Below are 26,228 nucleotides of genomic sequence, written 5' to 3'. Positions count from 1 at the left end.
GGCAGCACGAACAGGGCGAGGTCTACCCGGGGCCGCACTACCGGCGTGCATACTGCCTGCTCTACAGAGCCACTGAGCCCGAACTCGGCTTCCGTCACGGTCTGCCGAGCGAGAAGACTCGGATGCAGTTCACTCCTTCAGCCGAGGTGCACAACGGTGCACATCTCCTCGCTGTCGAGCGTGCACTGCTGCAGATGGCACCAGGCACCGAAGACACCGACAGCGAGATGCTCCAACAACGCATCCTCGACGCCTGGAAGCGTCGGCACACCGGCGGTGACCCGAACCGCCCCACCCTCGTACTGGTGGGCGGCTACGCGGGCAGCGGCAAGTCGGAGTTTGCGCGCTTCCTCTCCCAACTCACTGGCTGGCCCGTCCTCGACAAGGACCCGATCACTCGCCCTCTGGTGGAGCGGTTGCTCACCGCGCTGGGCAGTGAACCGAACGACCGGCATACAGCCGTATACCGCGAACAGGTACGGCCCCTGGAGTATCAATGCCTGTTGGAGGCCGCTTACGCCAACGTGGACTGCTCGATAAGCACGGTGCTCACGGCGCCGTTCGTCGCGGAACTCACAGACGTGCGTTGGATGCAGAGGCTGGCCAATCGCTGCGAGGCGCGTGGCGTCTCGGTCGCGCCGATCTGGATCCAGTGCGACATAGACACAATGCATGAATACATCAGCTTCCGCTCTGCTGCCCGGGACTCCTGGAAGCTTCAGCATTGGGATGACTACACTGCCAGCCTCAACCCCGACCTGTGCCCCGCTGTACCGCACCTTGTCGTCGACAACCGCCTCGGCGCGGCCATCTCGTTGACCGACCAAGTTCGTCAAGTCTTCGGAACGGTGTTCTGATGAACCACGGAATCCTTCTGTACGGACCTCCTGCGTCAGGAAAGGACACCATCACCGCGGAACTTGCCAGAATCCATTCCCGCTATGTTCTGTTCGCGCGCCTAAAAATCGGCAGTGGTCGTACCCAGGGCTACCGTATGGGTACGGCCAAAGAATTGAAGGAACTGGAGCAGCGGGACCAGATTCTCTACCGCAATGAGCGCTACGGCAACACGTACGTCGTCGATCAACCGGGCTTGGATGAAGCGACCCGCAATGGTCGTGTGCCGATTGTCCACCTGGGTCAGATTGCCGGGGTTCAGGCGGTAGCTAGCGGTTTCCGGGCACGGTGGTGGCGTGTTCTGCTCTGGTGCCCGCGAGAGGTCACAGAGCAACGGTCAGTTGCGCGCGGTGACGCGGACAATGCAGCACGCCTCAAGGCGTGGGAAGCCACACGGTTGGATGTTGATCGTCATGCGGATGCTGAGTGGGAACTCACCTTGCGTACCGACAAAGTGTCGCCGCGCGAGGCCGCCCTGCGGATACAGGGTCTTCTCACTGCGGCGGAGTGAGACCCGGCTGTAGATCGGGGTTGTTGTGGCGAAGCTGCTCTATGGCCTCGGGCGTGCTCAGATTCGTGTCGCGTGTGCCGCTCCAACGGGCCAGGACGGAGGCCGTCGCGCGCATTAGATCGTCCGGCAGCCCCGCGTCGGCGAGCAGTTCCGCAGCTTCTTCCATCTCCGGGCCCCAGCGCCATGCGCGGGCAGCGGTCTTAGGGATGTAGTCGGGCTCAGTGAGGTAGCTGCCCGAGCGCTGTGAGGCAATGTCGAGAAGGTCGTCGGCGACCCCGTTCGCCTCGGCGGCGCCGTAGGCCACAGCTGCAAGGACCCGGGAAGCCTTTTGATAGCTGGTGTAGGAGAGCTTGAGTGCCGATGCTTTGCCGACGTCCTCGCCGAGCAGATGGATTCGCACGTCTGTGGCGGCGAAGAGCCTGTTCAGCTGGTCGAGGGCCAGTGACGGACCGGAAACGTACAAGCGCGGTCGCTTACCGCCGACCGGCGGCGACCCGACAACAGCGGCATCGACGAAGACAGATTCCGGAAGCATCTCCGCGATGCGTCGCACGCGAGCTGGCGAGATCGCGTTCGCCTCGACGTAGATCTTCCCGGCCAAGCCATGCCCAGCTACCTCATGAGCGAGTTCTTCGCTCGCCGCCGGAGGGCACAAGGCAATCACGACGTCTGAAAGCTCCAACAAGCCGCCGAGGCTGGTGGATGCTTCCAGCTCAGCCGTCTCCGCGCGCGTCACTGTGGCCGGGCTGCGACGGTCGGGGACCCACAACACGCGCACCCCGGTGCGTCTGAGCTGGCCAGCCACCGCCGCTCCCATGCTGCCGGGGTGCAGGATTCCCACTGTCACATCAGTAGTGATCACGCTTGCTTCCGCTCAGGTTCGCCGGCCGCCAGCAACTCGATAGCCACGCGGACATCGGGGGCGTGATGATCGGGTTCGGGCAACCCCTGCGGCCAAGTGACGTCACCGCTGATCCATATCGTACGAAGGCCGGCGGTGCGGCCGCCTTCTATGTCCTTGACCGGGTTGTCACCCACCATCCACGCTTCACCGCCCTTGTCGTGGCCCCCGCACCGCCAGATCGCTTCGAGGAAGACGGCCGGCTCCGGCTTGCGTGCCCCTACCTCCTCAGAGATACAGACGGCGTCTACCCGGTCGGCAATGCCAGTCGACCGCAGCTTGGCCCACTGAACGCCTGCGGCACCATTCGTCACTATCCCGATCCGCCATCCCAGGGCCCGGAGTCTTTCCAGGCCGACCAGAGCCTCGGCGGGGCAGACGACCGCAGCAGCGATGTCCGCGCAGTAACCCTCCCACAGCGTCTCGGCCGACTCGGCCAGACCGAACCGGGTGCGGATGCCCTCGAAGTGGGCTGGAGAGGCGCGCTCTGAGAGCTGCTCGATGACCCAGCCCTCGTCTTCAAGCCCAAGGCCACAGTGCGCGCGGAAGGTAGCTGCCCAACGGGCCAGCGTCAGACGCCGGTCCACCAGAGTGTTGTCGAGATCGAAGAGCACCAGAGGTTGCACGAGGACTGACTCTACTCATGTCTTGAGAGGGAGAGGCGAGCTAACTAAGAATCAAGAGTGATGGTGCCGTCAGGAATCCACCCCCCTACGTATCCCTCCAGGAATTTTCCCAATTCGCTAGGAAATGTATTGAATTGATCTGTTGAGACTTCAGAAATTGGCCACCATCTGATTTGGGAGGAGTTATGTGCCGAAAATGCGGCCGCGCCGACCCTGAGGATGTAGAGCGAAGAAGTTGAATGTGCGGCCAGTTGCCCGTCGGAAGGGTCAGTGCCTACTCGGCCGATGACTCGACCGATGCGCGCGGATCTAGCCAGCCGACTCTGCTGTCGTAGTTGCAATAGGGCGGCCACGCTAGAACTTCCGGGCTCGACGTCCAGCCGTACTGGCTGCCATTTCTGAGTCCCGCCGGTCTGCTGCAGCAAGACCTCGTTATCATGTGACAGTACCGCGATGAGAACCGTCTGATCGGCATGCTGGGGGTCAGTGCTCACATGCTCACGCTGGGGTCTGACCGAATTAGTGGCACGCCAAGTTCATCCAGTCAGGCGGAACCTTGAGCGGAAGTTGAGGAGCTTAAGCGAAGGACTCGTCCTCCGATCTACTCCACAGTCGCTATCTGCGCTATTGGCCGATGCGCGAAGTGCTACCGCTCTCAGACGAGGTCTCGATTGGTCCAAGCAGCCAGACCGGGCCACAGGCCGACACCCAGTGCCGCTTCTAGGCGTGCGAGAGTTCCCAGGTCGGGAAGGACCATGCCACGTAGTAGCCGGCTGATGGTGGCGTGGGAAACACCTGCTTGCTCCCCGAGGGCTCTCAGTCCGATCCCGGAGTCGGTCATCGCCTGCGCCAGGTTTCGAGCGAATACCTGACCGTAGTATGCGCTGACCGGGGCATCCGCCCTGAGCTGGGCACGAGGCCAACTGCCAGACACGACATAGGCCGCCGGTAGCTGATCGTTGTTGCTCCGGGGCATGCCGCCTGGATCCTTCCTTGTCTCTGGTGGCCGTCTGAGGCTGGGCCAGAGCTCGGTCGATGTCTGCAGCCGACGTAGGTGTTGTGCTTAGTCCGTGTCCAGGGTGCGCTCTGAGTCCGCGGAACAGCCCCTGGCCTGCGCAATCTCGGAATGCGTTCCCGGATCACTCTTGGTGCGTTCTGAGGGTGCTGCACCGTGCACCCCTGACCTGCAGGTATTGACTTACGTCCAAGCCCCACGAAGGCACGAAGGCGTGGCCACCGCCGTTAGTGTAGCGGGTGGCGTATGGGCCGCGTGTGCGCCTGTCCGGGCGGCGGGAGGGGCCGGGTGGTGAGGGCGGCGGGGGCGGGTCCGTTGCGCCTCTGACCTCGCCTGCCCTTGGTCGTCCGGGCTCGGGCCGCATAGCGTCTCGTCCATCGAGCCAGCGCGAGAAAGGCCGTCCGTGCCGCACACCGACCCGCCCCCGCCCCCTTCTCCGGGCCACCCGGACCGCCCCGGCCGTGCAGGCGGGGCGTGCCCTTCGGCCGCCCCGGATTCCGCCGCCCTCACCGAGCGTGCCCGGCGCGTCGAGGCCGTTCTCACCGCGCCCGGTGCGCCCTTCGCCGTCGTGCGCGGGGAGCAGGGAGTGCTGGAGTACGCCGACGGGCCGCGTACGCTCCGGGAGTTCGTGGAGGCCACCTGGGCCTACGGGGACAGGCCGTTCCTCGTCGCCGGTGAACAGCGTTTCTCCTACGGTGAGTTCTTCGCCGCCGCCTCCGCTCTGGCCGTCCGGCTGAGCGAGTCGTACGGCCTGTGGCCCGGCGATCGGGCCGTTGTCGCGATGCGCAACCACCCCGAGTGGCAGATCGCCTTCTGGGCCGTCCAGTTGGCCGGGCTGATCGCCGTACCGCTCAACTCGTGGTGGACCGAAGGGGAGTTCGCGTACGCCCTCGACGACTGCGAGCCCGGGGTGCTGCTCGTCGACGGGGAGCGGCTGGACCGCGTCGCCGGGTGGGCGCGGCGCGCCGGTGCGCGCGTCGTCCTCTTCCACGGCGGCGGGCGAACCGCCCCCGGCGTGCGCGTCGAGCGCTACGAGGAGTTCCCGGCGCCCGATCCGCTGGCCGCGCCGCCCGACGTCGAGCCCCGGCCGGAGGACGACGCCACGATCCTGTACACCTCCGGCACCACCGGCCGTCCCAGGGGCGCGGTGGCCACCCACCTCGCCCAGGCCGGGGCCGCGCTCAATCCCCGCTACCACGCCGCCGCCTCCGTGCTCGGGCGCGGCGGCACCCCGGGGCTCGGGCCCGCTCCGGTCTGCCTGATGACGTTCCCGTTCTTCCACGCCGCCGCCTTCACCGGCTTCTACGGTGCGATGGCCGCGGGCGGCACGCTCGTCCTGATGCACCGGTGGGACGCCGACGAGGCGCTGCGGCTCGTCCGTGAGCACGGCGTCACGCATTTCTCCGGGGTTCCGACGACCGGGCTCCAGTTGCTGGATGCCGCCGAACGGGCGGGCGACCGGTTGGAGAGCCTGACGTTGTTCAGCACCGGAGGCGACGCGGCTCCGCAGGGCCTGGTCGGCCGGCTGACGGCCGGGTACGGCGAGCGCGTCGAGCCCCGTAACGGCTACGGCCTCACCGAGACCTGCGGCGGCGTCCTCGCGAACTTCGGCTCCGAGTACCGTGCCGACCCCGGCAGCGTCGGCCGCCCGAGCCCCGTCACCGAGGTCAGGATCACCGCCATCAGGGCCACCGAGGCCGGGGCCACCGAGGCCGGGGCCACCGAGGCCGGAGCCGCCGAGATCAGCGCCACCGGTGACGTACTGCCCGACGGCGAGCCGGGCGAGCTGTGGCTGCGCGGGCAGTCGCTGTTCCGCGGGTACTGGCGGGACGCGCCCGCGACGGCTGAGGCGTTCAGCGGCGGTTGGTTCCGTACGGGGGATCTCGCCGTGCTCCGCGAGGGGCGGGTCTCGATCGTCGACCGGATCAAGGACCTGGTGATCCGGGGCGGGGAGAACGTGTACTGCGTCGAGGTCGAGGGCGTCCTGCGCGACCACCCGGACGTGGTCGACGCGGCGGTCCTCGGCGTCCCGCACCCGGTGCTGGGCGAGGAGGTGGCGGCGCTCGTCCGGCTCCGCCCCGGCGCGGCCGTCACCGCGGACGGGCTGCGCGAGCACGTCGCGCGGAGCCTGGCGGCCTTCAAGGTCCCGGCCCATGTCCTGCTCACCGGTGAACCTCTGCCGCGCAACGCCACCGGCAAGCTCCTCAAGCGCGAACTGCGCGCCCCGCTCCTGGCGCACGCCGAGCGCGCCCGGCGGCTCACGGACGGGTGATCCGCACCCGGTAGACGCCGTCCTCGTCCTTGTCGAGAACGGATATCCGTACGCCGTTGGCCCGGTCGGTGAACGTCTGGCCGGGCTGGAACGGCGCGTCCGACAGTTCGGCGTGCACGTTGGGCCGCCGGGTGCAGCCGCCGCTGTCCTGGGTGGCGTCGGCGACGGAGATCGGCCCCTGGCCGGTGTCGATGTCCGTGCTGACCTTGTAGATGAGCACTCCGGGCCGGCAGACCGCCTCGTCGTTGCCCGCCTCGGTGCGGACCTCGACGGCGTAACCGGACTCGGCGCTCAACGGGATGAAGGCGAGCTTCGTGCCGCCCTTCCCGGCCAGTGGTTCGAGTGCGTGCTCGCTCACCCCGGCCTCGGAGGCGCAGCTGATCTGGTCGTTGTCGAGCCAGCCGAGTTTCCACTTGTGCCAGGCCAGGAGGTCGTTGTTGGCGCCCCAGTCCTCCGACATGATGTCCCAGTGCCCGACGGAACCGCCGCCCTCCATCGTGTACAGGTCGGGCAGGCCGAAGACGTGGCCGTTCTCGTGCGGCAGGACCCGGTAACCCGTCTGGGGATACGACCCCGAGCCGTCGTCCTGGCGGCTGTAGACGAAGGACGTGTTGGAGAGCGGCACGCCGTCGGCGGTCGGAGCCTCGTCGTTGCCGGAGAAGGTCACGGAGAGCACGGTGTCCAGGGCCGAGGGCCCGGCGTTCGGGGTGACCAGGATGTTTACCAGGTCGTACGCGGAGAAGTCGACATGCGGGTCGGCGGCCTCGACGATGTCCTTGACCAGTTGGCGGTAGCCCGGTTCGTACGGTGAGCCGCGCTCTATCCCGTACTCCGCGAACGGCGTCGGCATCCGCAGCCAGTCCTTGAGCGGGGCCTCGGGCCGGTAGACGAGCCGGCCGTAGGAACTGGCCCGGAACCACTCCGAGGTCTGCGGGAAGAACTCCGCGAACCGGTCCGCCGCCGGTTCCGTTCCCTCCGCGTCGGGGAAGTCGATCATCAGGTTCAGCGCCGTGACCTCGCCGGTGGAGCGGGTGTAACCGGGCGGGGTCGGCATCCCCTCGGACATCTGGACGCCCAGCGTGGTGGCGATCCGGCAGGGGCCCGCCGCGGAGTCAGGGCTGGTGGCCGCGGAACCGGCCGACGCCCTGCCGCCGACGGGGAGACTGCTGCTGGCCGTGGCGACGGCGGCTATGACCAGGGCGGTGGCCCCGACCAGGGCGATCGGGCGGCGGTGTCTGCGTATCCGCCGGCGGGGCTGCTGCATAGAGGCGCCTTCGGGGTCCGCGGCAGCCGGCCGACCCTGACTGCGCTCTGGCGATCAGCCTGTGCCGGGTGGTGCGGCACCGCTCGCTGGGTGCGCCGATCGGAGGTTTTTCCTCACCAGGCGATGTGGCGCAGGTCACAGGCGTGGCTGAAATAAGTGGGGATCCTTTCCCCGTTTGCACGTGTGTTCCCGTAACCGGGGAAACGGTCCCCGGATATCAGGAGGACCGTTCCGCCAGCTGGTCAGCCAGTCAGCCAGTCAGCCAGTCAGCTGGCCGGCCAGAGGGCAGACCGTCCAGCTACGCAGAAAGAAGAGCCGCAGTCGTGGAGACCACCGCTGAAGCCGCCGCCGCACCGGCGGCACAGCGCCGTACGTCCCGGCCGAGGGCCGACGCGCTGCGCAACCGCGAGCGGATCGTGGCGGCGGCCCGTGAACTCTTCGTCGAGTTCGGGCCGGACGTACCGCTGGACGACGTCGCCCGGCGGGCGGGCCTCGGCAACGCCACGCTCTACCGGAACTTCCCCGACCGCGCGGCCCTGACCCACGAGGTCGTCCTGGCGGTCACCTCCCGCACCACCCGTCGGGCCGAGGAGGCCGCCGCGGCCGAGCCGGACCCGTTCGTAGCCCTCAGCAGCTTCGTGCACGCCGCCGCCGACGAACGGATCGGCGCTCTGTGCCCGCTGCTCTCCGGCGTCTTCGACAGGGACCACCCCGATCTGCTCGCCGAGCGCCGGCGCCTCGAAGAGGCTGTCGAAGGGCTCGTGCGGCGCGCCATGTCCGCGGGGCGGCTGCGCACCGACATCGCCGTCGGTGACGTACTCGTCGCCCTCTCCCAGCTCACGCGGCCTCTGCCCGGAATCGCCTGTCCGGACATCGACCGCTTCACCCATCGCCACCTGCAGTTGTTCCTGGACGGACTGGAGGCCCCGGCCCGTTCCCGGCTGCCCGGCTCGGCGGCGACCTTGGAGGATCTGCGGCGGCGCTCCTGAGGCCCGTACCGACTACCTGTACTTCTGACCACCTGTATTTCTGACCACCGGTACTTCTGACCACCGGCTCGCTCGGCCCCTTCCACCGGGCCTGCGGTACGGACCGCATCCGTAGGGCCCGACGGCGACCGCGGCCGCCACGGCGAACCCGGCCGCGTCGTCCGACGCCTTTCCCCTTGCCCGATACCTCCGCGGCTTGCCCGATACCTCCGCGGCTTGTCCGATGCCTCCGCCGCCCGATGCCTCCGGCGTCCGGCGTCACTTCACCCATACGGCTCGAATCCCGACCCTTCACGCGACGTTCTCCGTGTCCTCGCACGTCCTTAGGTGGCTACGCCCATGTCAAAAACCGCCGACACCCGGCTCCCCGATCCCAGCCGCTGGAAAGCGCTGGCCTTCATCGCCCTCGCGCAGCTGATGGTCGTCCTCGACGCGACCATCGTGAACATCGCGCTCCCCTCGGCGCAGACCGATCTCGGCATATCCGACGGCAACAAGCAGTGGGTCATCACGGCGTACGCGCTCGCCTTCGGCGGGCTCCTCCTCTTCGGCGGACGCATCGCCGACCTCTGGGGCCGCAAGCGGACCTTCGTCGTCGGACTCGTCGGCTTCGCGCTGGCCTCCGCGCTGGGCGGCGCAGCCCAGAACGAGGCGATGATGTTCGGCTCGCGTGCGCTCCAGGGCGTCTTCGGCGCCCTGCTGGCCCCGGCCGCGCTCTCGCTTCTCGCCGTGATGTTCACCGACGCCAAGGAGCGCGCCAAGGCGTTCGGCATCTACGGGGCCATCGCCGGCGGCGGCGGCGCGGTCGGCCTGATCCTCGGCGGCTTCCTCACCGAGTACCTGAACTGGCGCTGGACGTTCTTCGTCAACATCCCGTTCGCCGTGGTCGCCGCGGCGGGCGCGTACTTCGTGGTCCGTGAGCCGGCCGGCGGGCGCAACCGCTCACCGCTCGATATCCCCGGCGTCGCGCTCTCCACGCTCGGCCTGGTGGCCCTCGTCTACGGTTTCACGCGCGCCGAGACAGCCGGCTGGTCGGACGCGCTGACGGTCTCCGTGTTCGTCGCCGCGGGCGTGCTGCTCCTGGCCTTCGTCGTGACCGAGTCGCGGGTGAAGTCGCCGCTGCTGCCGCTGCGCGTGCTGACCGACCGCAACCGGGGCGGGGTCTACCTCTCGCTCGGGCTCGCCGTCATCGCCATGTTCGGGCTGTTCCTCTTCCTGACCTACTACCTCCAGGTCGTGAAGGGCTATTCGCCGGTCAAGACCGGTTTCGCCTTCCTCCCGATGATCGCGGGCATGATCACCGGCTCCACCCAGATCGGCACCCGGCTGATGACCCGGGTCCCGCCGAGGCTGCTGATGGGGCCTGGCTTCCTGGTCGCCGCAGTCGGCATGCTGCTTCTCACCCAGCTGGACCTGAACACCGGCTACGCGGCCGTCATCCTGCCCGGTCAACTGCTCCTCGGCCTCGGTATGGGTACGGCGTTCATGCCGGCCATGTCCCTGGCCACACACGGCATCGAGCCGCGTGACGCGGGGGTGGCCTCCGCGATGGTCAACACCTCGCAGCAGGTCGGCGGGGCCATCGGCACCGCCCTGCTGAACACCATCGCCGCCGGCGCCACCACCGCGTACATCGCCGATCACGCGGCCACCGCGACCGACCCGAGGCTGTTGCAGCTCCAGGCCATGGTCACCGGCTTCGCCAGTGCCATCTGGTGGGCGGTCGGCATTCTCGCCGCCGCCGCCGCGATCGCGGTCGCGCTGATCAACACCGGTCGCCCGGGTACCGGTTCCGGCGGTGCGGACAGGGCGGACGAGAGGGCGGGGGCGGACGCCGAGGACGAGTTCAAGATCCCGGTCATCGCCCACTGACCGGTCGGGGGCCGCCGACCGACCGCCCCCTCACCTGCCGCACGTACGGACGCTCTCACCCGCCGTACGTACGGCCCCCGCGCGCCGAGTGTCTGCCCTGGTTCCGCTCAGCGGAGCCAGGGCAGATCCGCGTCCGTGCCCTCCGGCTCCAGGCCGGTGGCGAGCACCCGCATGATCTCGCCGAGGCTGCGCACCTGCTCGGGGGTGAGGCGGTCGAACATCGCCTGGCGTACGGCGTCGACGTGCCCCGGCGCGGACCTGCTGAGCATCGCGTAACCGTCCTCGGTCAGCACCGCGTTCTGGCCGCGCTTGTCCGACGGGCAGTCCTCGCGCCGCACCCAGCCGTTCTTCTCCAGCCGCGAGACGGCGTGGGAGAGCCGGGAGCGGGTGATCTTCGCGTTCCTGGCCAGCTCCGTCATCCGCATCCGGTGGCGCGGCGCCTGGGAGAGCTGGACGAGCAGCCCGTAGTAGATGTGCGGCATGCCGGCGTCACGCTGCAACTGGCGGTCGAGGTGGTCCTCAAGCAGCGTGGTGGCATGCAGATAAGCGCGCCAGACGTGCTGCTCCTCGTCGGTGAGCCAGCGCGGCGCGCCGGTGGATGCCGTGGTCATGGACTCCACTGTACGACCTTTTCTTGAAAGTTTAACTAGATGGGGCTAAGGTCTGTGCATACAGGAACTTGAAGTTTCAAGATATCTGTCCGGAGGTCCGCCCGTCCGGGAGTTCCGCAGGACCCTTGAGGAACGATCCCCCGGATGACCTCGCGGAACCCCGCCGGTTCCCGGCCGGACCGGCAGGGAACCGGCAGACCTCGATACCGGCCGCCCTCGATACCGAGCGACCTCGATACCCAACACCCGTGGATGGGGAGTGCCATGACTGTCACCGTGGAGCGGATGCCCGCCCTCTATCTCTCGCACGGCGCCCCGCCGCTCGCCGACGACCCTCTCTGGCCCGGTGAACTCGCCGCCTGGTCCGCCGCGCTGCCCCGTCCCCGCGCGATACTGATGGTCTCCGCCCATTGGGAGGAGGCCCCGCTCGCGCTCGGAGCGACCGAGACGCTGCCGCTCGTCTACGACTTCTGGGGCTTTCCGGAGCACTACTACCGCGTCACCTACGGTGCTCCCGGCGCGCCGCAGCTCGCCGAGAGCGTCCGCAAGCTCCTGCGCGGAGCCGGTACGCCGGTCCAGGACATCCCGGACCGCGGGCTCGACCACGGGGCGTACGTGCCACTGGTGGAGATGTTCCCGGACGCCGACGTCCCCGTACTCCAGATCTCCCTGCCGACGCTGGACCCGCGGAAGCTGATGGACATCGGGCGCAAGCTCGCCCCGCTGCGCGACGAAGGCGTACTGATCGTCGGGAGCGGCTTCTTCACCCACAACCTCGCCGCGTTGCGGCACGCGGGCGGTACTCCCGGCTGGTCGGCGGAGTTCGACGACTGGGGCAACCGCGCTCTGATGGCGCAGGACGTCGACGCCCTCCTCGACTTCGAGCACACCTCCCCGGCCGGCAAGCTCGCGCATCCCCGCACCGAGCACTTCGCGCCGCTGTTCGTGACGCTGGGCGCGGCGGAGGACGAGCTGGACCGGGGGCGGAGCGTCATCGACGGCTTCTGGATGGGGCTGGCCAAGCGGTCGGTGCAGTTCGGCTGAGGGCGGCGCGGCGCAGACGCCGGTACGGGTACGGGCGTACGGGCTCCCTCGGCCCACCAGTGCCTCAGCGGGCCATCGGCGCGTGGTTGCTGAGCCGGACCTCACGCTCCGGGCACCGCTGCCCTCGGCCGCCTGCCGTGTGAGCGGGGCTGCGGCGGGAACGCGATCGTAGGGGCCTAGGAAGGTCGAGCGGGTCCGAGGAAGGTCCAGTCGAGCGGAGTCGAGGAGGGTCCAGTCGAGCGGGGCCGAGGAGGACGGTGGGACGCGATTCGTGTGACCGCGGTCTCATCGGGAGGGGGCTGATCCTTCAGCCGCCCAAGCGGCACCGATGGCCCCAACCTCCCCCGCAGCGGCCTTGACCTGCGCTTCCGGGGGTACGTGCGGAGGGTGTACCGGCCGAGGAGCCGGACAGGGTACTGCATGATCGCGAAAATGAATGCGCGGCATGGGAATTCTGTCCGGATTCCAGTCGTTGTTTCCATCGGATGCAGGGCACCCGAAAGGGTGTCGCGACCTACTCAGCAAGGGAGCACGCATGGCAACCCGTGCCGTCGCCCGTCGTACGTCCACCACCGGTGGGACCGACCGGGCAAGCAGTGTTCGCGCCGTGGGCGGGGAAATCGCCGATCGCGACCTGGTCGGCATGTACCTGGACGAGATCGCTCGCACACCGCTGCTCGACGCCGCCAAGGAAGTCGACCTCTCACAGGCCATCGAGGCGGGCGTCTACGCCCAGCAGATCCTCGACGGCGAGGTGGAGAGCGAAGCCGGAGGTGCGAAGCGTGAGGAGCTGGAGGCGCTGGTCGCCGAGGGCGAGCGCGCCAAGGACATATTCATCCGTTCCAACCTCCGACTCGTCGTCGCCGTGGCCCGCCGCTACCCGCGCGCGGGGCTGCCCCTGCTCGACCTGATCCAGGAAGGCAACGCGGGCCTGGTGCGCGCGGTCGAGAAGTTCGACTACGCCAAGGGCTTCAAGTTTTCCACGTACGCCACGTGGTGGATCAGGCAGGCCATCACCCGCTCCATAGCCGACCAGTCCCGCACGATCCGGCTCCCCGTCCACCTGGTGGAGGAGCTCGGCCGGATCCGCCGGGTCCAGCGCGAGTTCAACCGCGAGCACGGGCGCGACCCGGAGCACGCGGAGATCGCCACCGAGCTCGACTCCACAGCCGAGCGGGTGAGCAACGTGCTGGACTGGGCCCGCGATCCGGTCAGCCTCAACATGTCCGTGGACGACGACGGCGACACCCAGTTCGGCGACCTGCTGGAGGACACCTCCGCCGTCTCGCCCGAGCAGTCGGTGATGACCCTGCTGCGCAGCGAGGAGCTGGAGGACCTGATCGGCAAGCTGGACCACCGCACGGCGTCGATCATCCGCATGCGGTACGGGATCGAGGACGGCCGCGAGAGGACTCTCACCGAGGTCGGCAAGGAACACGGCCTGACGCGGGAGCGGATCCGCCAGATCGAGAAGCACGCGCTGCTCGAATTGAAGCGAATGGCTCACGACACGGGCTTTGACGCTGCGGCGTGAGCCGATAACCCGTAATCTCCGTATTGAGCCGGTTCACGCCGGCGCACCGACCGGATCGCTCCGGTCACCCGACCGGTTTTCCCACCGGTCCCGCGAGCTGAGTCCCGGCGCCCACCCCCCCCGGCGCCGGGGCTCATCCCTTTTCGGTCCCTCGGCTCCGTCCCTCAGCAGATTCTGGTGCGGCTCTCCATCGCCGTGCGGGCGGCGTTCTCGTCCTCGTACACCTCGCACATGTGGCGGCCGTCGGGCGTCGCCGTGTGCTCGACCTCCCACAGGCTCGTCTCGCTGCCGTCCAGCAGCAGGAAAGCGTGTTCGTAGAGCGTGAACCCGGCTTCCTGGCCGTCCACTCGGCACTGCCGTCCGAAGACCTGGGTGATGTGGTGGGCGAACGCGGAACGGAGCAGCAGGGCCTTCTCCGGGCCGGGCCGGTCCCCGTTCTCCGCGCGCCGAAGAACCCGGCGGGCGTGGTCCGCGGAATTGTCGGGGGCGTACGTACGGGGCGTCGGGGCCGGAGGCGCGGACATCAGGACCGTCAGCGCCTCCAGGTCCCCCTGCGTGCCCTCGTCGGCGAAGGCGGAGGCGTCCGCGAAGCTCCCGGCGAGCCGGGCCGCCGCGATGTGGGCGTCGCCCTCGTCGTCGTACAGCTCGTGCCGGCGGGGGGTCCGGGCGTCGCGGTCGCCGCTGTGCACCAGCTCCCAAAGGGTCAGGGCGGAGCCGTCGGTGAGGAGGTAGGTGTGGCGGTAGGTCTCGCGGTGGAGCACGGAGCTGTGGTGCGAGGAGTGGAGTGAACTGCTGTGCGCCAGGGCCGAGCCGAGCCGGTCGACGGTCCTGTCGGGGAGGTCGAAAGAGTTCAGGGCGCGTCGCAGGAGTCGGTCGAGGTGCTGCTCGGTTGTCTCGTACGGATCGCTCAAGGTGCTGTCTCCAGGCCGTCGCCGCGTGTGACTTGGTGCGTGCTTAACGTAGTCCCTGGGTCCGACATCGTGACCGGGGTTCGTGAAAACGTAGGGCGCACGCAGAAAGTTCCCCCGAACTGCCCGTCGCATTTCGGGTGCTTGGGATGAACGTGCGTGCCACGGTGGCGAATCGAAGGAGCGCGCGCCCCCGCACGGGCGCTGCGCACCCCGGCTCGCAGCGCCCTGTTGACCCCGGCTCGCAGTGCCTGCGCACCCGGGCTTCCAGCGCTCGGTGCACCCGGGATCGTAGTGCTCGGCGCAACCGGCTCGCAGTGCTCGCGCGCACTCGTACGGCAGCGCTCGCGCGCACTCGTACCGCACTCCGGCGCTGCACCGGCGCTCCCTCAGGTGCCGTACAGGTCGGTGTAGGAGGGGAAGTCGCCGCCGCCGGGCCCCTCGGTCGTCCGGGCGGCGCGCACCGCCTTCACTATCGCGCGTGCCACTACGTCGGCCCCCGACGCCAGGATCTCGTTGACCGCGGCCGGGCTGTCCGGCTGGACCCGCACCCGTCCCGTGGCGAGCGCGAACACGGTGTCCCCGTCGGTCAGCAGATGGACCGGGCGCACCGCACGGGCCAGACCGTCGTGTGCGGTCCCCGCAAGCTTCTGGGCCTGGGCCCTCACCAGGTCCGCGTCCGTCGCGACGACCGCGAGCGTCGTGTTGAACGGCGGCACACCGCCCCCGGCCGCCTCCCGCGCCTTCTGCGCCCGCGCCAGCCGTCGCAGCGCCGCCGCGTGCGTCTGGGCGGACGGGTGCGCCGGCGGCGCCTCGGCCCCGTACTCCCCGAACAGCACCCCGGTGCGCGGGTCGAACACCGAACCCGCCGCGTTGACGGCGACCAGCGCGGCGACGGTGACTCCGGAGGCGAGGCGCACGCTCGCCGTCCCGATCCCGCCCTTGAGCTGCCCGGCCACCGCACCGGTACCGGCCCCCACCCCGCCCTCGGCGACCGGACCGCCCGGCTCCGAAGCGGCGGCGGCCTCCACCGCGGCCCGGCCGGTCGACGCGTCGGGCCGGGCCCGCCAGTCGCCGCCCCGGCCCAGGTCGAAGAGGGCGGCGGCGGGGACCACGGGGACGACGCGCGCGGGATCCGCGCCGACCCGCACGCCCCTGCCCCGCTCCTCCAGCCAGGCCATCACGCCGGACGCGGCGTCCAGGCCGAACGCGCTGCCGCCCGTGAGGACGACGGCGTCGACCCGTTGCACCAGATTGCGCGGGTCCAGGGCGTCCGTCTCCCGCGTCCCCGGCCCCCCGCCCCGTACGTCGACGGCGGCCACGGCCCCGCCCTCGGGCGCCAGGATGACGGTCGTCCCGCTCAACGCGCCCTCACCGGGCACCCGGGCGTGCCCGACGCGGATCCCGGCCACATCGGTCACCGCGTCCAGCAGCGGCGGGTTCGGTGCCTCGGGCGTCATCCCGTGCCTCGGGTCCGTCATCCCATGCTCCTCGGATCGGGGTCCCCGGACCGGCGAGCACCGGTACGGTCGACCGGCGCGCACCCGTGCCGTCCGGAACGTGCGCACCCGTACCGTTCGAACGTACCGGCGACCGCGCCTCGCCGTCCCGGCGTGGGTCCCGACGGGCCGGAGGCCGGCCCGCCCGCGGTGGCACACGCTCCGGCGCGGGCCGCCGTACCCTGGTAAGCATGAGCGCCACCCCCGTCCCCGGCCCGCGAGACGCGAAGCAGCAGCCGTCACCGGCAGAGTCGCCCGAGCGACCGAAGCCCGCGCCCGCGCTGATCTTCGACGATCCGCTCGACCAGCAGTCGGCGGACGACACGGACCGGGGCTGGGGAGAGCGGCCCTCTGCCGGCGGCACCGCCGCCGACCTCGCGCGCTTCCTCGACGAGAAGCCGCCCCACCACATCTGACCGGCCACCCGCCCGGTCACGCTGCTCCGCCCCGCGAGGGCACGTGATTTCGCGTCGGGCAGCGTCTCATCGGGCACCGGCCTCATCGGGAAACCGCCACGGCCAGCCGTCCCGAAACGCCGGCGCCGAGCAGGGCCGCCGCGCCGGAGCGCTCCACCGACAGCGTCACCAGAGCCCCTGCCCCGCCGCCCGCCGGATCGTCGAAGCCTCCGACGTCCCCGTAGTCCGTGTGGGCTCCGTCTTCCCCGTGGGCTCCGTCGTCTCCCGGATCTCCCCGAACGCCTGGGTACCCGGCTTGAGGACCGTGAAGACCGCCATGGTCGCCGCCGGGCGGCTGCGTACCGGCTCCGGCCCCCGCGTACGGGACCTTCGCCACCCGCACGCCCCGCGCCACCACCCGGGCGTCCGCGTCCTCGCCCGCCGCGCCGATCGCGATCACGTCGACTCGGTCGCCCGGCCGCAGCAGTCGTACGGTCGCCGCGTCGGCGATCCGCACCGAAGCCGAGACCAGCTCCGCCGAGGGACGCGCGGACTCCGGTGGGGAGGGCGCAGCGGTGGGCCGCTCCTCCACCCCGCCCGGGGCCATGACGGCCAGGGCGGCTCCCGCCAGAGCGAGGCAGGCCGCCAGGGCACGCCACTGCCCGCGCAGGGTCCGCCGGAGCCGGTACGCACCTGCGCCGCGCACCCTGAGCGGTGCGAACGCGCCCACGCCGCACGGCGCGGGCACCGGGACCGTGGGCGGGACCATCGACATGGGCGGGACCATCGACGGGAGGACCGTGGACCGGAGCATGGCATCACCTGGAGACGGACGAGAGAGGAGCCGCCCGGCGGTCCCGGGCGGGCTCGACCCACGATCCACCGTCCTCCCCGATCCCGCTGACGCCTGTGGACAACTCCGTGGATGGGGAGAACTCCGCCACCCGTTCCGGTGAGGAGGGGAACCGGTGAGAGAGGAAGGGGAGGGGAGGGGAGGGGAGGGGAGGGGAGGGCACGGAGGGAAGGCCGGCTCAGGGCAGCGGGATGCCCGTGTCGATGCCGTCCAGCGCGTGGGAGCAGGCGCAGTTGCGGGCCGCCGTCGCGGGCAGCCCCGACACCGCGTCGAACAGCACCGACCGCAGCCGGTCCACGTTGGCCGCGAACACCTCCAGCACCTCCTCGTGCGAGACGCCCTCACCCGCCTCCGCGCCCGCGTCCAGGTCCGTCACCAGCGTCATCGTCGTGTAGCAGAGCCCCAGTTCGCGGGCGAGGACGGCTTCCGGGTGCCCGGTCATCCCGACCACCGACCAGCCCATGGACGCGTGCCAGCGCGACTCCGCACGGGTGGAGAAACGCGGTCCCTCGACCACCACCAGCGTGCCGCCGTCCACCGGCTCCCAGCCGCGTCCGCGCGCCGCGTCCAGCGCCGCCGTACGACCTTCGGCGCAGTACGGATCAGCGAAGCCCAGGTGGACGACGTTCGGCCTGGTGCCGTCGGGACGCCGCTCGCCGTCGTAGTACGTCTGCGTACGGGCCTTGGTGCGGTCCACCAGCTGGTCCGGCACGAGCAGAGTGCCGGGGCCGAACTCCGGTCGCAGTCCGCCGACCGCGCACGGGCCGAGCACCTGGCGGACGCCGACGGAGCGCAGGGCCCAGAGGTTGGCCCGGTAGTTGATGCGGTGGGGCGGCAGATGGTGACCGCGTCCGTGGCGGGGCAGGAAGGCCACCCGACGGCCGCCGATCTCGCCGAGGAACAGCGAGTCGCTCGGCTGCCCGTACGGGGTGTCCACGGCGACCTCGGTCACGTCCTCCAAGAAGGAGTAGAAGCCGGAGCCGCCGATGACGCCGATCTCCGCTCGCGCCGAGGCCGCGTCCGTGGCCGCGTCCGTGGTCGTGCTCGTACCGGCGGTCGTACCCGGGCTCGTACCCGCGCCCGTGGCCGTACCGGAGTTCGTGTCCGTGTGTGCGTTCACCATGCGGTCACAGTATCCGGGCGGCCCTTTCCGCCGGGGAACGCCGGGGAACGCGAGGGAACGCCGAAACCCCGCCGGGCGGGACCCGGCGGGGTGCGGTGAAGCGTGGGCGTGCGGGGCTCAGGCCGCCGACGTACCGCTCGACGATGTCGACGCGGAGGACGACGGCGTGGAGGAACTGGACGACGACGCACCGGCCTTCGTGTCCGAACCCGTCGACGACGAAGACGGGGACGAGGACGACGCGGAGTCGGACGACTTCGCGGTCGCCGACGACGGCGTGCTGCTCGACGACGAGCCGCGGCTGTCGTTCCGGTAGAAACCGGAACCCTTGAAGACGATGCCGACCGCGGAGAACACCTTCTTCAGGCGTCCGTCGCAGCTCGGGCACACGGTCAGGGCATCATCGGTGAACTTCTGCACCGCCTCGAGGCCCTCGCCGCACTCGGTGCACTGGTACTGATAGGTCGGCACTTGCTCCTCCTGGCACTCTCACTCAATGAGTGCTAACGACGCTCCATACTGACGCATTCCTGCGGATCAGTCCACCGTGACCGGCTCCCGGTGACCGATCCCACGTGCCACGGTGCGTCCGGCGGCGCTCGGCGCGAGCCGTGAGCGCAGGGCCAGCAGAGTGACCAGGGCCAGTACCGTCCCGCCCAGCGGAACGAGGAACCCGGTGCTCGCACCGTGGGCGTCGGCGAGCTGCCCCGCCACGGTCACGGCCGCCGCCTGGCCGAGCGCCACCGCGCCCGTCAGCCAGGTGAACGCCTCGGTCCGGGCGGTCGCCGGAACCAGCGCCTCGACCAGTGTGTAGCCGCTGATCAGCGCCGGAGCGATGCAGAGCCCGACCAGCAGGCCGAGCCCGGCCAGCAACGGTACGGAGTGGACGGCCCAGAGCCCCGACGCGGTGAGCGTCAGCGCCACATAGCCGACGATCAGCCGGCGGCGCGGGCTGATCTTCCAGGCGATGGCGCCGCAGGCGACGCCCGCCAGCATGTTGCCCGCCGCGAAGACGCCGTACAGCAGGCCGTTCACGCCGGGGTGGCCGATCTCCTCGGAGAACGCCGTCAGGGAGACCTGCATGCCGCCGAAGACGGCGCCGATGCCCAGGAAGGAGATCGCCAGGACGCGCACACCCGGCACGGAGAGTGCGGAGGCGTGCGGTTCGGCCGCCGTGGCGGCACTGCGGGGAGCCGGCTGGGTGGCGCGCTGCGCGGCGAAGAGCAGCCCGCCGATCAGGGTGAGGGCCGCCTCCGTGATCAGTCCGGCCGCCGGGTGCACGCCGGTGCACAGCGCCGTCGCGATCACCGGACCGAGGACGAAGGTGAACTCGTCCGTGACCGACTCGAAGGCGGCTGCGGTGGGCATCAGCGGGGAGGCGGGCCGGTCGGACGTCGCCCCCAGCAGCGCGGCCCAGCGGGCCCGGACCATCGGCCCGATCTGCGGGACCGAGGCGCCCGTCGGCACGGCGGCGAGGAACAGCGCCCACAGGGGGGCGTCGGCCAGCGCCAGCGCGGTCAGGGCGCTCACCGAGACGGTGTGGAGCAGGACGCCGGGCAGCAGGACGGCCCGCTGGCCGAAGCGGTCGGCGAGCTTGCCGCCCTGCGGGGCGAACAGCGCCATCGAGACGCCGGCTACGGCGGATACGGCGCCCGCGCTGCCGTAGGAGCCGGTGGTGTTCTGGACCAGGAGCACGATGCCGATGGTGAGCATCGCGAAGGGCTGCCGAGCGGCGAAGCCCGGGAGGAGGAAGGTCCACGCGCCGGGGGTGCGCAACAGCTGCCCGTATCCGGGGCGGTCGGAGACCGTGGTCGCCACGGTCCTTGCCTTTCTGCCGCCTGGTGGCGTCGCTTCCCGGCACCCTTGCGGGGCGGCCGGACGGAAGCGGCCGAGAGCTGTCCTCTTCGCGCGGAACTGCGGTAGATGCCGGGCGACTCGCTGCAATCGGCGAAGAACGCCGGGCGAAGAGACACCACGACCGCCATACGGTCGCGCCAGCTCTGCATCAGGCAGAGTTGGTCGATCAAGTTTGTCTTCATGCTACAGGCCGGCGGCCCGGTGAACCTTCCGAAGGAGCACAGGGTGATGGTGTCGGCCTGTGATTGTCGACACCATCACCCTGTGCGCCTCGCCGGGCGGTGGCCGCCCCGCCGCCACGATCGCCCCTCGGGTGCGGCGGAGCGCCCCCGCTCAGCAGCGCCCCGTCAGCGGCGCGCGTTCGTGCTCGGGGCGTCGTCGTCGGACCGTCCGGTCCGGTCGGCGCGGTTGGACCGGTCGGATCGTCCGGTCCGGTCGGTCCGGTCGGTTCCGTGGGACCGGCCGGGTTCGTCGTCCTCGCCCGGCCCGAGCCGCTTCACCGGGCCGACCGGGCCGACCGGCTCGATCGCCTTGACGGGCCGAGCGGTCCCGGCGGGCGTGGCCGGTTCGGGAGGCCCGGCGCGCTTGGCGGGCTTGGCCGGCTTCGCCGCCCGGCGTGCGGCCGACCCGCCCGCCCGGCCCGTACCCCTGGGCGCAGGCGAACCGGTTCTGCTGGACGCGCCCGACCCGGCCGCCTCTGCGGAGCCGCCGCCCGCGCCCAGCCAGCCCGCCAGCTTGCCGCCCTCGCCGACGGCCCGCAGCCGGGCCTCCGCCGCGTCGCGCACCGGATCGGTGGCCACGACCAGCAACTCGTCCCCGCGGCGCAGCACCGTACTGGGCGAGGGCACGAAGCTCGTGTCGTCCCGGACGACCAGCGTCACCGCGGCCCCGGCCGGAAGTCTCAGCTCCGCGACCTCGACCCCGTGCATCTTCGACTTCGAGGGGATCGCGACCGACAGCAGGTGGCCGCGCAGCCGCTCCAGGGGCGCGGACTCGATGCCCAGGTCGGCGGCGTCGGCGGGGTCCTCGGGGATGTTCAGCTTGGCCGCGACCCAGGGCAGGGTCGGGCCCTGGACGAGGGTGTAGACGATGACCAGGACGAAGACGATGTTGAAGATCCTGGTGCTGCCCTCGACTCCGGAGACCATCGGGATCGTGGCCAGGACGATGGGCACGGCCCCGCGCAGCCCGGCCCAGGACATGAGGATCTTCTCGCGCGCCGGCAGCCGGAACGGCGCCAGGCTCAGGAAGACCGACAGCGGCCGGGCCACCATGGTCAGCACCAGGCCCACGACGACGGCCGGCCAGAAGTCGTCGACGAGGTCGTGCGGGGTGACGAGCAGTCCGAGCAGGACGAACATGCCGATCTGGGCCAGCCAGCCGAGCCCGTCGGCGAAACCGCGGGTGGCGGGCCAGTGCGGCAGCTTGGAGTTGCCGAGGATCATGGCCGCCAGGTAGACCGCGAGGAACCCGCTGCCGTGCGCCATGGCGCCGGCCGCGTACGCGGAGACGGCGATGGCCATGACGGCGATCGGGTAGAGGCCGGAGGCGGGCAGCGCCACGTGCCGCAGGCCGAGCGAACCGAGCCAGCCGATCGCGACGCCGACCGCCGCGCCGATGGCCAGCTCCAGGGCTATCTCGGCGACCAGCACGTACCAGTGCTCGACCGGCCCGGCGGCGGAGAACGCCACGACGAGGATGACCACGGGCGCGTCGTTGAAGCCGGACTCGGCCTCCAGCACACCGGTGATCCGGGCAGGCAGCGGCAGCCTGCGCAGGACGGAGAAGACGGCGGCGGCGTCGGTGGACGAGACGACCGCGCCGATGATGAGGGCCTGGCGCCAGTCCAGGCCGACCAGGTAGTGCGCCGCCGCGGCGGTGACGCCCACGCTGATGCCCACGCCGACCGTCGAGACCACCGCCGCGGCCGGGAGGACGGGACGGACCTCTTTCCACTTCGCCCCGAGTCCGCCCTCGGCCAGGATGACGACCAGGGCGGCGTAGCCGATCACCTGGGTCAGTTCGGCGTTGTCGAACTTGACCTCGAAGATGCCGTCCTGCCCCATGGCGATCCCGATGCCGAGATACAGGAGCAGGCTGGGGAGTCCGCTGCGCGAGGAGATCCGCACCGCCGCCACGGCGACGAGCAGGACGAGCGAGCAGACGAGCAGGAGTTCGTTGAGCGTGTGGACAGTCAGGGTCCGTTCCTTCCCTGCGTGCGCCGGCCGGATCGTCCTCCGGCAGCCAGTACTTCGTTACCTTACCTAATCTTTAACGTTTCCTTGACGCCTTCGAGCGTCCGTACGAGCGGGACGCAAATGGATGCATCTCCATACCGCGTCCGAGTGGCTTCACGGCTGCGCCTATGGTTGCTCCTGCACTCCCAGGACCACCCTGCCCCTCGAAGGACAGCGATGCCCGCCAACACAACCGCCTCTTCCGGCCCTTCCGACGCGAAGAAGCCCGGCAGGAAGAAGGGGCGACGCGCCCGCCTGATCGTGCTCGTCCTGGTGCTGGCGCTCGTCGCGGGTGTCGGGTACGGGGCCTACTGGTCCGTGTCCACGGTGCGGGCCTCCTACCCGCAGACCACCGGATCCATCAAGCTCGACGGCCTCTCCGGTGACGTCGAGGTCAAGCGGGACTCCTACGGGATCCCGCAGATCTACGCCGACACCGACGCCGACCTCTTCCGCGCCCAGGGCTTCGTCCAGGCCCAGGACCGCTTCTGGGAGATGGACGTCCGCCGCCACATGACCTCGGGCCGGCTCTCCGAGATGTTCGGGGCCGGTCAGGTGGAGACCGACTCCTTCCTGCGCACGCTCGGCTGGCGGCAGGTCGCGCAGAAGGAGTACGACGAGGTGCTCGACGAGAGCACCAAGAAGAACCTCCAGGCGTACGCCGAAGGCGTCAACGCGTACCTGAAGGGCAAGGACGGTGCGGACATCTCGGTGGAGTACGCCGCGCTGGGGCTGACCAACGACTACAAGCCCGGCAAGTGGACCCCGGTCGACTCGGTGGCCTGGCTCAAGGCGATGGCCTGGGACCTGCGCGGCAACATGCAGGACGAGATCGACCGCTCGCTGCTGACGAGCCGGCTCGACGCGGACCAGATCGCCGACCTGTATCCGGACTACCCGTACGAGCGGAACAAGCCGATCGTCGAGCGCGGCACGGTCTCCCCGGTCACCGGGAAGTTCGACCCGGCCGCCGTCCCGTCGCCGACCGGACTCGGTTCGCAGACGGCGCAGGGCGCGACCCAGGGGCTGAACACCCAGCTCTCCGCGCTCTCCGACACCCTCGACGAGATCCCGGCGCTGCTCGGCCCGAACGGCAACGGCATCGGCTCGAACTCCTGGGTCGTCTCCGGCGACCACACGACGACCGGCAAGCCGCTGCTCGCCAACGACCCGCACCTGGCGCCGATGCTCCCCTCGCTCTGGTACCAGATGGGCCTGCACTGCCGGCAGATCTCCGCGACCTGCCAGTACAACACGGCGGGCTACACCTTCTCCGGCATGCCCGGTGTGATCATCGGTCACAACCAGGACATCGCCTGGGGCTTCACCAACCTCGGCGCCGATGTCACGGACCTCTTCCTGGAGAAGGTCTCCGGCGACGGATACCAGTACGACGGCAAGGTGCGGCCGTTCACGACCCGTCAGGAGACCATCAAGGTCGCGGGCGGCAGGGACCGGACGATCACCGTCCGCGAGACGAACAACGGCCCGCTCGTCTCGGACCGCAGCAGAGAGCTGGACAAGGTCGGCCAGAAGGCGCCCGTCGGCAACGCGGCGCCCGACCGAGCCGACGGCTACGCGGTCGCCCTGAAGTGGACCGCGCTGCAACCCGGCAAGTCCATGGACGCCGTCTTCGAGCTGAACCGCGCCAAGGACTTCACCAGCTTCCGGCGCGCGGCGCAGCACTTCGAGGTGCCCTCGCAGAACCTCCTGTACGCCGACACCAAGGGCAACATCGGCTACCAGGCCCCGGGGAAGATCCCGGTCCGGCTCAAGGGCGACGGCACGCTGCCCAGCCCCGGGTGGAGCGCGGAGTACGGCTGGAAGCGGGAGCCCGTCCCGTTCGACGAGCTGCCCTACGAGTACAACCCGAAGCGCGGCTACATCGTCACCGCGAACCAGGCCGTCATCGACGAGAGCGCCTATCCCCACCTCCTGACCAAGGACTGGGGCTACGGGGCCCGCAGCCAGCGGATCAACGACCTCATCGCCCAGAAGATCAAGGGCGGCGAGAAGGTCTCGACCGACGACATGCAGAAGATGCAGATGGACAACACCAGCCAGATCGCCGCGCTGCTGGTGCCCGAGCTGCTGAAGATCAACATCCCCGACCCGAGCGTGCGCGAGGCCCAGAAGCTGCTGGAGGGCTGGGACTACACGCAGGAGCCCGACTCGGCCGCCGCCGCGTACTTCAACGGCGTCTGGCGCAACATCCTCAAGCTGACCTTCGGCAACAAGCTGCCCAAGGAACTGCGCGTCAAGGGCGACTGCCTCAACGTGCCGCCGGCAAGGAGCAGCGGTCCGGTCGACGAGCAGAAGCGGCTCGTGCGCGAGTGCGGCCAGCGCGACGGCGACACGGCGCAGCCGGACGGCGGCGACCGCTGGTACCAGGTGGTCCGCGAGATCATGGACGACCAGGACAACGAGTGGTGGAAGGCCCCGGCCCAGGGCCGGGAGGACGCCCTGGTGAGCCGGGACGACGTCTTCGCGCGGGCGATGAAGGACGCGCGCTGGGAGCTGACCGCCAAGCTCGGCAAGTCCATCTCCACCTGGAGTTGGGGCCGGCTGCACCGCCTCACGCTCAAGAACCAGACCCTCGGCACCGAAGGTCCCGCGCTGCTCCAGCGGGCCCTGAACCGGGGCCCGTGGAACCTCGGCGGAGGCGAGGCCGCGGTCAACGCGACCGGCTGGAACGCGGCGAGCGGCTACGAGGTCGTGTGGGTCCCGTCGATGCGGATGGTCGTGAACGTGGGGGACTGGGACAAGTCCCGCTGGATCAACCTCTCCGGCGCCTCCGGGCACGCGTTCAACGCGAACTACACCGACCAGACCGACAAGTGGGTCGAGGGCGAACTGCTCGACTGGTCCTTCGGGGCCGACGCGGTCGGCGAGTCCACCGTCGACACGCTGACCCTCAAGCCGTAAGGCGTGGCTCAGGCGCTGAGCCGGTCGCTCAAGCCGTGAGGCGGTCGCTCGGGCGGTGAGCCGGTCGCACAGGTGCTGACGCGGTCGCTCACCGGCCGAAGCGCCGGACTCCGGCAGGAGTCACCACGGCGTCCACGGGGTGGTCGTGCGGTTCCGAGGGGACCCGCGCGACCACCTCGTCGTCGTACAGCAGGACGACGAGCGCCGGGTCGGCCCCGGCGGCGGAGAGCCGGGCCAGCACCCGGTCGTAGCTTCCGCCGCCACGCCCGAGGCGCATGCCGGCCGGGTCGACGGCCAGGCCGGGCAGCAGGACCGCGCCGGCCCCCAGGACCGCTTCGGGGCCCAGGCGCGGGCCGTCCGGCTCCAGCAGTCCTCGGCCGGCCCGCACGAGGTGCTCCGGCCCGGCGTACGCCGCCCAGTCCAGGTCGTTGTCCTCCAGGAGCACCGGCAGCAGCACCCGGACGCCTCGCCCGCGCAGCGCGTCCAGCAGGGCGCGGGTGCCGGGTTCGCGGCCGACCGAGACATACGCGGCGACCGTTCGGGCGTCGGCCAATTCGCTCAATTCCATCGCACGGGCGGAGAGAACCGAGGCGGCCTTTTCGACGTCCTCATGAGTCAGAAGGGCCCGAGCGGCGAGCAGTTCGCGCCGCAGGGGAGCCTTTCCGGACATGTCCGCGTTCACGGGTGAGTCGCACCATTCTCGTAAGGTCATATTTGATGACAAAATTCACGCACAGATCACCTTACGGGCAGGTCAACCCGTTATGGTTCTGCGCATGACTCAGTCGCCCTCCAGGATCAGCAAGGCTGTCATTCCGGCAGCAGGTCTCGGCACCCGTTTCCTGCCCGCGACCAAGGCCACTCCCAAGGAGATGCTGCCGGTCGTCGACAAGCC

At 70.2% G+C, this 26,228-nt stretch carries 21 protein-coding genes and 1 pseudogene; 10 read left to right on the top strand and 12 right to left on the bottom strand.

Annotated features, from left to right (window positions below; translation table 11 throughout):
- On the top strand, nucleotides 1-857 hold an 857-nt coding region (locus tag EES43_RS11625; protein ID WP_124271923.1), incomplete at its 5' end, for a P-loop nucleotide/nucleoside kinase family protein.
- Nucleotides 857-1,408: an ATP-binding protein gene (locus tag EES43_RS11620; protein WP_124268659.1), complete on the top strand. Its 552-nt coding sequence runs from the start codon at nucleotides 857-859 to the stop codon at nucleotides 1,406-1,408. The genes EES43_RS11625 and EES43_RS11620, both read left to right, overlap by 1 nt.
- Here EES43_RS11620 and EES43_RS11615 read toward each other — a convergent pair.
- Together EES43_RS11615 and EES43_RS11610 are read right to left on the bottom strand one after the other, a co-directional pair.
- Nucleotides 1,392-2,270 (bottom strand): NAD(P)-dependent oxidoreductase, encoded by an 879-nt coding sequence (locus tag EES43_RS11615; protein ID WP_241192383.1) that lies wholly within the window; start codon nucleotides 2,268-2,270, stop codon nucleotides 1,392-1,394. The genes EES43_RS11620 and EES43_RS11615 overlap by 17 nt on opposite strands.
- Nucleotides 2,267-2,935, bottom strand: coding sequence for an HAD family hydrolase (locus EES43_RS11610; RefSeq protein ID WP_124268658.1), 669 nt, complete (start codon nucleotides 2,933-2,935; stop codon nucleotides 2,267-2,269). Before EES43_RS11610 ends, EES43_RS11615 begins: the two co-directional genes overlap by 4 nt.
- Before the next feature lie 1,583 nt (nucleotides 2,936-4,518).
- Between EES43_RS11610 and EES43_RS11600 the strand changes: the two genes are divergently transcribed.
- Nucleotides 4,519-6,222: a class I adenylate-forming enzyme family protein gene (locus EES43_RS11600; protein ID WP_241192635.1), complete on the top strand. Its 1,704-nt coding sequence runs from the start codon at nucleotides 4,519-4,521 to the stop codon at nucleotides 6,220-6,222.
- On the opposite strand, the gene EES43_RS11595 is transcribed toward EES43_RS11600, so the two are convergent.
- Entirely contained in the window at nucleotides 6,209-7,486 is a 1,278-nt protein-coding gene (locus EES43_RS11595; protein WP_124268656.1) for a M6 family metalloprotease domain-containing protein, read from the bottom strand. The two genes, EES43_RS11600 and EES43_RS11595, sit on opposite strands and share 14 nt — an antisense overlap.
- Nucleotides 7,487-7,809: 323 nt before the next feature.
- On the opposite strand from EES43_RS11595, the gene EES43_RS11590 reads away from it, so the two are divergent.
- Together EES43_RS11590 and EES43_RS11585 are read left to right on the top strand one after the other, a co-directional pair.
- Nucleotides 7,810-8,475 (top strand): TetR/AcrR family transcriptional regulator, encoded by a 666-nt coding sequence (locus EES43_RS11590; protein WP_124268655.1) that lies wholly within the window; start codon nucleotides 7,810-7,812, stop codon nucleotides 8,473-8,475.
- Nucleotides 8,476-8,814: 339 nt separating this feature from the next.
- Nucleotides 8,815-10,347 carry an MFS transporter gene (locus EES43_RS11585; RefSeq protein ID WP_124268654.1) on the top strand — a complete coding sequence of 511 codons (1,533 nt, stop codon included), beginning with the start codon at nucleotides 8,815-8,817 and terminating at the stop codon, nucleotides 10,345-10,347.
- 107 nt (nucleotides 10,348-10,454) lie between these two features.
- Here the strand turns inward: EES43_RS11585 and EES43_RS11580 are convergent, their stop codons facing one another.
- On the bottom strand, nucleotides 10,455-10,967 hold the full coding sequence (locus tag EES43_RS11580) for a MarR family winged helix-turn-helix transcriptional regulator (protein WP_124268653.1): 513 nt from the start codon (nucleotides 10,965-10,967) through the stop codon (nucleotides 10,455-10,457).
- Between the two features lie 255 nt (nucleotides 10,968-11,222).
- Between EES43_RS11580 and EES43_RS11575 the strand changes: the two genes are divergently transcribed.
- Nucleotides 11,223-12,002 (top strand): dioxygenase family protein, encoded by a 780-nt coding sequence (locus EES43_RS11575; RefSeq protein WP_124268652.1) that lies wholly within the window; start codon nucleotides 11,223-11,225, stop codon nucleotides 12,000-12,002.
- 535 nt (nucleotides 12,003-12,537) lie between these two features.
- The gene (locus tag EES43_RS11570) at nucleotides 12,538-13,536 is read left to right on the top strand and encodes a sigma-70 family RNA polymerase sigma factor (RefSeq protein ID WP_124268651.1); all 999 of its coding nucleotides are present in this window, start codon (nucleotides 12,538-12,540) and stop codon (nucleotides 13,534-13,536) included.
- A gap of 164 nt (nucleotides 13,537-13,700) precedes the next feature.
- Here the strand turns inward: EES43_RS11570 and EES43_RS11565 are convergent, their stop codons facing one another.
- Nucleotides 13,701-14,447 carry a DUF6227 family protein gene (locus EES43_RS11565; protein ID WP_124268650.1) on the bottom strand — a complete coding sequence of 249 codons (747 nt, stop codon included), beginning with the start codon at nucleotides 14,445-14,447 and terminating at the stop codon, nucleotides 13,701-13,703.
- A 386-nt stretch (nucleotides 14,448-14,833) separates the two neighbouring features.
- Nucleotides 14,834-15,925 (bottom strand): P1 family peptidase, encoded by a 1,092-nt coding sequence (locus tag EES43_RS11560; protein ID WP_241192382.1) that lies wholly within the window; start codon nucleotides 15,923-15,925, stop codon nucleotides 14,834-14,836.
- 209 nt (nucleotides 15,926-16,134) lie between these two features.
- Between EES43_RS11560 and EES43_RS11555 the strand changes: the two genes are divergently transcribed.
- Complete coding sequence (locus EES43_RS11555) at nucleotides 16,135-16,359, top strand: hypothetical protein (protein WP_124268649.1); 225 nt, start codon at nucleotides 16,135-16,137, stop codon at nucleotides 16,357-16,359.
- A gap of 82 nt (nucleotides 16,360-16,441) precedes the next feature.
- Here EES43_RS11555 and EES43_RS11550 read toward each other — a convergent pair whose 3' ends face one another.
- The 5 genes from EES43_RS11550 to EES43_RS11530 all read right to left on the bottom strand — a co-directional run bounded on the left by EES43_RS11550 (nucleotide 16,442) and on the right by EES43_RS11530 (nucleotide 22,309).
- Nucleotides 16,442-17,152, bottom strand: a complete 711-nt coding sequence (locus EES43_RS11550; protein ID WP_241192381.1) for a hypothetical protein — start codon at nucleotides 17,150-17,152, stop codon at nucleotides 16,442-16,444.
- 217 nt (nucleotides 17,153-17,369) lie between these two features.
- Nucleotides 17,370-18,314 (bottom strand): S-methyl-5'-thioadenosine phosphorylase, encoded by a 945-nt coding sequence (locus tag EES43_RS11545; protein WP_206430035.1) that lies wholly within the window; start codon nucleotides 18,312-18,314, stop codon nucleotides 17,370-17,372.
- Nucleotides 18,315-18,431: 117 nt separating this feature from the next.
- Nucleotides 18,432-18,785 carry an FmdB family zinc ribbon protein gene (locus tag EES43_RS11540; protein WP_124268648.1) on the bottom strand — a complete coding sequence of 118 codons (354 nt, stop codon included), beginning with the start codon at nucleotides 18,783-18,785 and terminating at the stop codon, nucleotides 18,432-18,434.
- Between the two features lie 66 nt (nucleotides 18,786-18,851).
- The gene (locus EES43_RS11535; protein ID WP_124268647.1) at nucleotides 18,852-20,132 is read right to left on the bottom strand and encodes an MFS transporter; all 1,281 of its coding nucleotides are present in this window, start codon (nucleotides 20,130-20,132) and stop codon (nucleotides 18,852-18,854) included.
- Between the two features lie 386 nt (nucleotides 20,133-20,518).
- Complete coding sequence (locus EES43_RS11530) at nucleotides 20,519-22,309, bottom strand: potassium/proton antiporter (protein WP_241192380.1); 1,791 nt, start codon at nucleotides 22,307-22,309, stop codon at nucleotides 20,519-20,521.
- A gap of 276 nt (nucleotides 22,310-22,585) precedes the next feature.
- On the opposite strand from EES43_RS11530, the gene EES43_RS11525 reads away from it, so the two are divergent.
- On the top strand, nucleotides 22,586-25,333 hold the full coding sequence (locus EES43_RS11525) for a penicillin acylase family protein (RefSeq protein ID WP_124268646.1): 2,748 nt from the start codon (nucleotides 22,586-22,588) through the stop codon (nucleotides 25,331-25,333).
- Between the two features lie 88 nt (nucleotides 25,334-25,421).
- Here the strand turns inward: EES43_RS11525 and EES43_RS11520 are convergent, their stop codons facing one another.
- On the bottom strand, nucleotides 25,422-26,003 hold the full coding sequence (locus EES43_RS11520; RefSeq protein ID WP_124271918.1) for a 5-formyltetrahydrofolate cyclo-ligase: 582 nt from the start codon (nucleotides 26,001-26,003) through the stop codon (nucleotides 25,422-25,424).
- A 94-nt stretch (nucleotides 26,004-26,097) separates the two neighbouring features.
- Here EES43_RS11520 and EES43_RS11515 point away from each other — a divergent pair.
- A pseudogene (locus EES43_RS11515) lies at nucleotides 26,098-26,228 on the top strand (UTP--glucose-1-phosphate uridylyltransferase); the annotation flags it as partial.

The sequence above is a fragment of the Streptomyces sp. ADI96-02 genome (genome assembly GCF_003846185.1).
Lineage (GTDB): Bacteria > Actinomycetota > Actinomycetes > Streptomycetales > Streptomycetaceae > Streptomyces.
This window is presented reverse-complemented; position numbering and strand designations above follow the sequence as displayed.